At 56.1% G+C, this 7,303-nt stretch carries 5 protein-coding genes; all 5 read right to left on the minus strand.

Annotated features, from left to right (window positions below):
* Nucleotides 1-224: 224 nt before the first annotated feature.
* Nucleotides 225-1,490, minus strand: a complete 1,266-nt coding sequence (locus tag G520_RS0113280) for a dicarboxylate/amino acid:cation symporter (protein WP_028536092.1) — start codon at nucleotides 1,488-1,490, stop codon at nucleotides 225-227.
* A gap of 1,099 nt (nucleotides 1,491-2,589) precedes the next feature.
* Nucleotides 2,590-3,579, minus strand: coding sequence for a glycosyltransferase family 8 protein (locus G520_RS22780; RefSeq protein WP_345938734.1), 990 nt, complete (start codon nucleotides 3,577-3,579; stop codon nucleotides 2,590-2,592).
* Nucleotides 3,580-3,625: 46 nt separating this feature from the next.
* Nucleotides 3,626-4,888, minus strand: a complete 1,263-nt coding sequence (locus G520_RS0113290; RefSeq protein WP_156876944.1) for an O-antigen ligase family protein — start codon at nucleotides 4,886-4,888, stop codon at nucleotides 3,626-3,628.
* A 707-nt stretch (nucleotides 4,889-5,595) separates the two neighbouring features.
* Nucleotides 5,596-6,690 (minus strand): porin, encoded by a 1,095-nt coding sequence (locus G520_RS0113295; protein WP_028536094.1) that lies wholly within the window; start codon nucleotides 6,688-6,690, stop codon nucleotides 5,596-5,598.
* 223 nt (nucleotides 6,691-6,913) lie between these two features.
* On the minus strand, nucleotides 6,914-7,303 hold a 390-nt coding region (locus tag G520_RS22785), incomplete at its 5' end, for a PTS transporter subunit EIIC (protein ID WP_345938735.1).

The following is a 7,303-nucleotide window of genomic DNA, read 5'->3' on the forward strand; positions in this document are numbered from 1 at the left end:
GCGTTCTGGTCTTCGGCGGCACCGGGCACGTTGGGTCGGAGCCGGGGCGGGAGCAATCGAGCGCATGCCTTCGCACCGGGAGGCGGCCTGCTTCGCCCCCCGCTACCTCGCAAGCACATTCGTCTGCCTAGCGACGCGCTCTCATCGTGCCAGGCACCCGCGCAGCATGGTGCCACCCGGGCCGCCATTCCAGATGGCGGTGCCCCGGACAGGCCAGGCGGGATTCAGGACCGAGCCGTGTCGCCGTTGAGCACGTCGTGCATCCTGTCGCGGTCCAACTCGCCTTCCCAGCCCGAAATCACCACGGTCGCCACGCCATTGCCGATGATATTGGTGAGCGCCCGACATTCGCTCATGAACTTGTCGATCCCGAGGATGAGCGCCATGCCTTCGACCGGAAGCCCTTTGATCACGGCCAGCGTGGACGCCAGGGTGATGAAGCCGGCACCGGAGATGCCCGATGCGCCCTTCGAGGTCAACATGGCGACCACGAGGATGGTCATCTCCTGACCGAAGGTGAGCTGGGTATTGGTGGCCTGGGCGATGAACAGCACGGCCATGGTCATGTAGATATTGGTGCCGTCCAGATTGAACGAGTAACCGGTAGGCACGACCAGCCCGACCACCGATTTGGCACAGCCCATGCGCTCGAGTTTGGCCATGAGGTTGGGCAGGGCGCTTTCGGACGAACTGGTGCCCAGGACGATGAGCAGCTCTTCCTTGATGTAGACCAGAAAGCGCAGGATGGAGAAGCCGGTGATGCGTGCGATGAGCCCGAGGACCAGCAACACGAACAGGGCGCTGGTCAGGTAGAAGGTGCCGACCAGCTTGGCCATAGGAATCAGCGCAACGATGCCGTATTTGCCGATGGTGAAAGCCATGGCGCCGAACGCGCCGATCGGAGCCACCTTCATGATGATGTTGACGATGCCGAAGATGGCCAGCGACAGCTGCTCGAGCAGATAGACCACCGGCTTGCCCGGTTCGCCCGCCGCCGACAGGGCGAAACCGAACAGGATGGAGATGAGCAGAACCTGCAGGATGTCGCCCTTGGCAAACGCGTCGAAAAAGGTGTTGGGAATGATGTTGATCAGAAAGTCCACCGAACTCAGACTCTTGGCCTTGAGCGTGAACTCGGAGATGGAGTGCGTATCCAGCTTGCTGATGTCGACATTGAAACCAGCGCCGGGTTGCAATATCGACGACACCAGAAGCCCGATCACCAGGGCGAAGGTGGACACGATTTCAAAGTAGAGCAAGGCCTTGCCGCCTACGCGCCCCACTTTTTTCATGTCCTGCATGCCGGCGATACCGGCGGCGACCGTGCAGAAAATCACAGGGGCGATGACCATTCGTATCAGCTTTATGAACCCGTCCCCCAACGGTTTCATGGAAATGGCATGAATAGCGTCAAAATGCCCTAGCAACACACCGGCAACGATGGCCACCAGCACTTGCAGATAGAGAACTCGATAGAAGGGTGTTCGCATAATCAATCCTTATGTCGTGTTGATTTTGTTGTGAGTGCCTGTCAACTATCGCACAAGTGCAGCCCTGGATAATGCATTTTCACTTGTTGTAATTTATTTTTTTGCGGAGTTTTGTGATTTAATCATTTCGCGGCGCAGCGTGGTGAAACCGGCTTGCGTAGTAGCTTGATCGGTCGTCGAGAGGCTTCAGCAGCAGGGCCTGGCGAGTTGGCGGCGGCACGGCGCGGCGAAACGTCCGGGTGTCTCGGCATGGAGTGGCCGCCAGTGCTAAAGTGGGGCTTCCCCTTGGATTGCAATCTAATTTCAACTTGAGATAAGAACGGCAAAATTTCTGGATTCGGCGCATTTTGTGCAATGCGACAAGAAAACAGGGAAGGCCGGGGTTCGCGGAGCCGTTACGGTATCCCCGGAGCTTGAGTGACTCGAAACGCCGGCCTTGCGTGCCGACGCCTTGCCACTCGGCGGAGGCAGTTTCTCAAGGCGAGCATCCCCCTCCTGCGGGCACGGCGACTGACGGAAAAGGAAAAGAGGGGCCGGTCGCTGAAATTCATCGAATCGCACTCAAGGCCTGTCTGGATCTGCCGATATACAGGGTTCAGCATCCGCCAAAACCGAGATCGCAGGAGAGTCGACAATGGATATTCAGGGCACATCGACAGCAACGGCTACGCAAACACCTGCGGCAAATGCAACGCCTAGCGCCAGGAAGGTTGCCCCGCCTCCCCCCTCTTCCACCGCCCCCGCCAGCACAGCGGTGTCGCTCAGCGATGCGGGTAAAGCTGCCGCAAGCAATGATGATGGCGGACAGACGGATCGTCCATCGGGAGCAAAGGCCTTCGCCTACGGAATCGTGGGATTGGGAGTACCCAAATCCGACGCCGAGAAAAAAACGGAGGACGCAGGCGAAGCCCAGACGGAGAACTATTACACTGCCGGTCGCGTACTTACATCGGCTGCCGCTCTGGGGACCATGCTGTCAGTCGTCGCATGAGCACATGCCGGGCACGTTCCGGTTTTATCCGGCAAGATCTGGAACACTGAAAACGGCAAAGCCCGGTCATCCGGGCTCCTCCGTCTTCGGCCCCGCCGGAGTCTCGGGTCAGACGCACCCGAATTTCTTGGCCAACCGTTTCCGCAGCGATCTCAAGTACCAGCCCAATCCAGTGCAGTAACACCGCTGACGAATCAAGCCTCGTGCCAGCGCCCTCATCTCCTTGTAATCGCGCGGCGGATCCAGAGGCAGACCGCCCCATGGAGACTGGCTGTAATACCGCATGAAATGCGACTTCAACGGATGGAAGCTCCAGGAAAACCAAGGTTTGGTACCGGCAGCATAATGCAGAAAAACCGTCTCGGCAGCGATGTCTTCATTCATGACACCCAAATCGTAAAGACGGTTCCATTTACGATCGACGATGGCGACACGACCATCCAGCGCAATGTTCAGCGCATCCTGGTCTGGAAAAGAAAGATCGCTCTTTCTGGCCGATAAAATAGACAGTGCCTTATTGGAAATACCGCCAGCATTCCATCTCTCGATGTCGATCAGAATCATTCCGGAATTGAAGTAACGCCCGTGCTCAAGGTTGAGCTTCGCACTCTGCACATCGGCAACTCTGCCCACATCCGCGACCGCAGCCACGATATTGTCGCCGAGGTCCATTTCCGCCAATTCGCTCACATCGCCCAGACAAACGATATCTGCATCCAGGTATAAGATGCGTGGAGTCACTCCTTTCATGTTATCCGAAATTACAAGCCGGTTATAGATAGCATGAGTGTACTGACCAAATGTTGCCAGGCCGGCGAATATTGTCTTGTCGATTAAATTCAGAATGATCGTTGTCGCCAATTTTCGCGCCAGCGCATCGAGTCTGTCGAAGTCAGCTTCGGCTATCGACCCATAAAAGACATGGAATACAAAATCTCTGTCGGGATTGTTGGCGACAATCGAGGCGATAGTTACAGCCATGCCCCTAACATATCGCGCATCAATACCAAATGCGACATGTAGGCATGAGGACGGCAATACGTCAGCGTAAGAGAGTTCTTTGCGATCAGTAATGGCATTACGAAAAACGTCGGTCAAAACAAGCGCTCCAATACTTGATTAGCCACCATGTCCAACCATGGCGTCAAACGTTCCTGCCGGCGCCAATGGGACCCGGCCAGGCAAAACAGATCAAAGTAATCGATAGCAGCAACAGCACGACCAGTTTGGTCCACATGAACAGGACATCGCCGATGCCAAAAGCCACCATCGCTCCCAGCACAAGCGTCAACCCGAGCCGCACAGCCCCACGCGACAACCGGGCCTGCCACGCCAGGGCGACATACAGGATAAGCAGCAATGCCCCTCCCCACAGGCCTCGCAAGGACATCGTTTCCATCATGTCATCATGCAGATGGATCTTGAGGAAGCCCAGCACCTGCTCGTTCAGCTTCCCATCATCTACGGCCTGATGAATCAGCGTCTCTCGCTCGTGAATTCTCTCCCCGAACGGACGAGCCTTTGCGGCGAACCAGCCTGCATCCCACATAGAGAAGCGGGCTCCGACCGATGTCACCTCGCCAGGTGTCACTTGGTATGAGACGACGTCGCTTTTCAAGCTGTCGAAGCGAGGCTTGATAATAGAGTTATACCCAAGGACGAGAACAAGCAACAGGACGCCGCCGACCCCGATGAAAATAGGACGCCGACAGAGGAGGGGCGAAGCTGCCAGCAGCATGTAAGTCACTAGAACCGGAAATACAATAATGGCTGCACGCGTTTCCGTTAACAGGATAGACATATATTGTACGACAATAATACCGAGCAACGTCAGAACGGGAATAAACCATCGTTCATTTCTCGTTTGCACCCAGATCAATATCTGATGCAAGGCCAGAATATGAACAATAGTCATCATATAGGCCACCATCGTGCCGCCATCGAAAGACAATGCCACCCGATCGCCACCAAGAAGCCAATGTTCCCGGAATGCAAGAATGGAGACAAGCAAGGAAAATATTGCCATCGTTAAAGGCAAGAAACAGGCTAGTTTCATTTTCATCTTGTCCTGCCCCATGCCAATAGCGTAATAGATCATCGGCACTGACCAAAATATGTATTTGGCGACATTTCGGTATGATTTATAGATACCATATTCGTCGATATCATGCGGCAAACCATGCCACTTCAGCCAAGCAAAATGGCCAAGGGCATACATTAACAGCGCAAGTGGAAACCATTTATTGGCCGAAAAAGAGCGACGTTCGACAATCAATCCGAGTATCGAGAGAAATACGGATGTATAAAAAAATGGTCTTACATGATCGGGATTGAATATGGAAATACAATACGCAGACAATACGGACAAAAAAAACAGTCGAGAGATCAATAGTGATTTGCTAACCATGTAATTTCCATTTCACGACAAACGCACCCGAGCACAAAATATATGACGCCTATCATCACAATCAGGCGATCCGTTTGCCCCTGTCATTTGATACCGTACATTAATGTATAGTTAACCGAATTATTGAGACCCTAGTGCCACTGCATTGTTCACTTCGCTTCAATTCAGTGCGCCGACTTCTACACCGTATGCATACCGGGTTATTTCTTGGCGGACTCGCGCACCAAAGTCCGCAGCAACTCTTGCATGCGTAACCGACGCGACGAATCGTTCCTGTTGTGGCGTTCGCAACAGGCTGGCAGATCCAGGCACAAAATTCAGTGCCAAGGTATAGCACCGCTTCAGGGGGGTCAAGCAGCAAATCGGCCCCAACACTCGGCATGACATATTTGTTGATAAATAACTATTTTCTATATTTGCTTGTCTCTTGCAGAAATGCACAGCAGCATATGAATTTAGCTTTTGCCAGCAGACTCTGCTTGTCAAAGATATCGAGCGAGGAGAACACCCAAGTTGAGGGAGAAACGGGAAAACAGCGGATGAAGTCACACAAAAAACACCGCCGCTCGCCGGAGCGAGCGGCAGACGCCCATTTGGCGCTCCCTGACACAGGGTAATCTGGCATCAGTGGCGTCGGGCAAGAGCACTCTCGACTACGCACCGCCGGCCGCAAGGGGTGGCATGCGGCCGGGAAGGTTCAGGCCGGGTCAGAAATTCTTGACCATTCCCAGGACCGTGAAGGTACGGGAACCAGCCCCGCTGGCGCCGTCCTTGTCCTGCAGCGCTTCCAGATACACCATGGTCTGCTTGCTCAGGCTGTAGTGCACGAAGCCGTCGACAAACTTTTCATTCGACAGCCCGCTCGGCTTGTGTCCGCTATAACTTTGCACGCCCCCCTGCAGACCGAACTGAACCGAACCCATAGTGTAGTAGCCGTACAACGCCCCCTTGTTCTGCGCATCCCCGGCCAGGGTATTGCGCTGCAGCTCGACAACCAGTTGCAGCGAATCGGTCGGCTTGTACATGGCAGTCAAGTGGGCCTGATTCAGCGTGCCGGTGGCGCCTTGATTGGTCGCCCAGCCAAATGCCGTGGTCTGATTCGTCGCGCTGACCGCAACTTGGCTGCCATCGGTGACCATGGCATTGCCGGTGCTGGCGAACGCGCCGGACACGCCCCAGCGCCCCACGTCGTAGCTCGCTCCGAGACTCACATGCTGGGTGCCGTTATAGCTGGCGCTCTTGTTCTCTTCGGTCGAGTACTGGATGGAGGCGTTGAAGGCGCCGAAGGACGGCAAGTCGTAGCGGACCATATTGTTGCCGAGGGCATCGCCAAACCACCCGAGCATCTGGTCCGGGCCGACGATGACCGTGTTCTCGTACTTGCCGTCTTCGAAGTTGCCGGTTCCCTTGCCGAGCCGCAGCTGGCCAAAGCCCCCTTTCAGTCCGACGTAAGAATCATCGGAGGCGAAACCGGCGGAGTGGGTGCCGTGCTGGTCGTCGTAGCCGGTGGCATTGGTCGGCGAGAACTCGTTCTGAACCTGGAATACGGCCGCAAGACCGTTGCCGAGGTTTTCGACCCCCCTGAAATTGACTTCGCCGCGGCCCGCCACGTTCACCGTCGATGAACGGGCGTTGCTGGCACTTTCGCCCCATACCGCGTTGGCGTTGCCGTTCATTGCATCGACTCCGGCGCGGACATAGCCATAGATAATGACGCTGGAGCCATCGTCGGCATAGGCGGCCGGGAAGGCGCCGCAGCACGCGGCGGCCAGGACAGCAAGAGCAATACGTTTGGTTTTCATTTTTCCGTTCCACATGTTTTGAGTTATTTTTACTACGCACTTCAGGCGCACCCTGCTTTATCCTGCCGCGAGGTGTCGCTCGAAGCGCTTCACGACTACACCATCCTGGCATGCGGCCTCATCTCGTTTTTTTCTCGCATGCCACTTGATCATTCGCGTCCGCGCGGCCTGTGCCTCTGTGTGCCGCCCGCGCGTCGCGTTGTTTTCCATTCCATACCGCCGCTCAGACCGATTCAGCCTTCACTGCCGCCTCGGCCGTCGGCTTGGCCGCCTTCTTGCCGGCCAAGCCCAGCACCCAGGTCAGCGCGAATGCGCTGCCGAAGGCCAGCACCATGCCAATTACATAATTGAGCATCAGCGACCCCGGAACGATCGCGATGCCCGGTATCCCCGTCACCCCGATCGCCGTCATCGCTACCTTCGCGAAGACCACATACGCCCCGCCCAGCGCCCCCCCGACCGCCGCCGCGACGAACGGCTTGATATAGCGCAGGTTCACACCGAAGATCGCCGCCTCCGTGATCCCCAGCAGGCACGACAAGGCCGCTGGCAGCGCGATCAACTTCACCTTCGCGTCCTGCGTCTTGAAGAACACCGCCAGCGCCGCACCCCC

This window comes from Paludibacterium yongneupense DSM 18731, from assembly GCF_000422925.1.
GTDB lineage: Bacteria > Pseudomonadota > Gammaproteobacteria > Burkholderiales > Chromobacteriaceae > Paludibacterium > Paludibacterium yongneupense.

Excerpts from the sequence above, each read along its gene's own strand:
- G520_RS0113280 (WP_028536092.1), bottom strand. The coding sequence starts at position 1,490 with ATGCGAACACCCTTCTATCGAGTTCTCTATCTGCAAGTGCTGGTGGCC.
- G520_RS0113290 (WP_156876944.1), bottom strand. The coding sequence starts at position 4,888 with ATGGTTAGCAAATCACTATTGATCTCTCGACTGTTTTTTTTGTCCGTA.
- G520_RS0113295 (WP_028536094.1), bottom strand. The coding sequence starts at position 6,690 with ATGAAAACCAAACGTATTGCTCTTGCTGTCCTGGCCGCCGCGTGCTGC.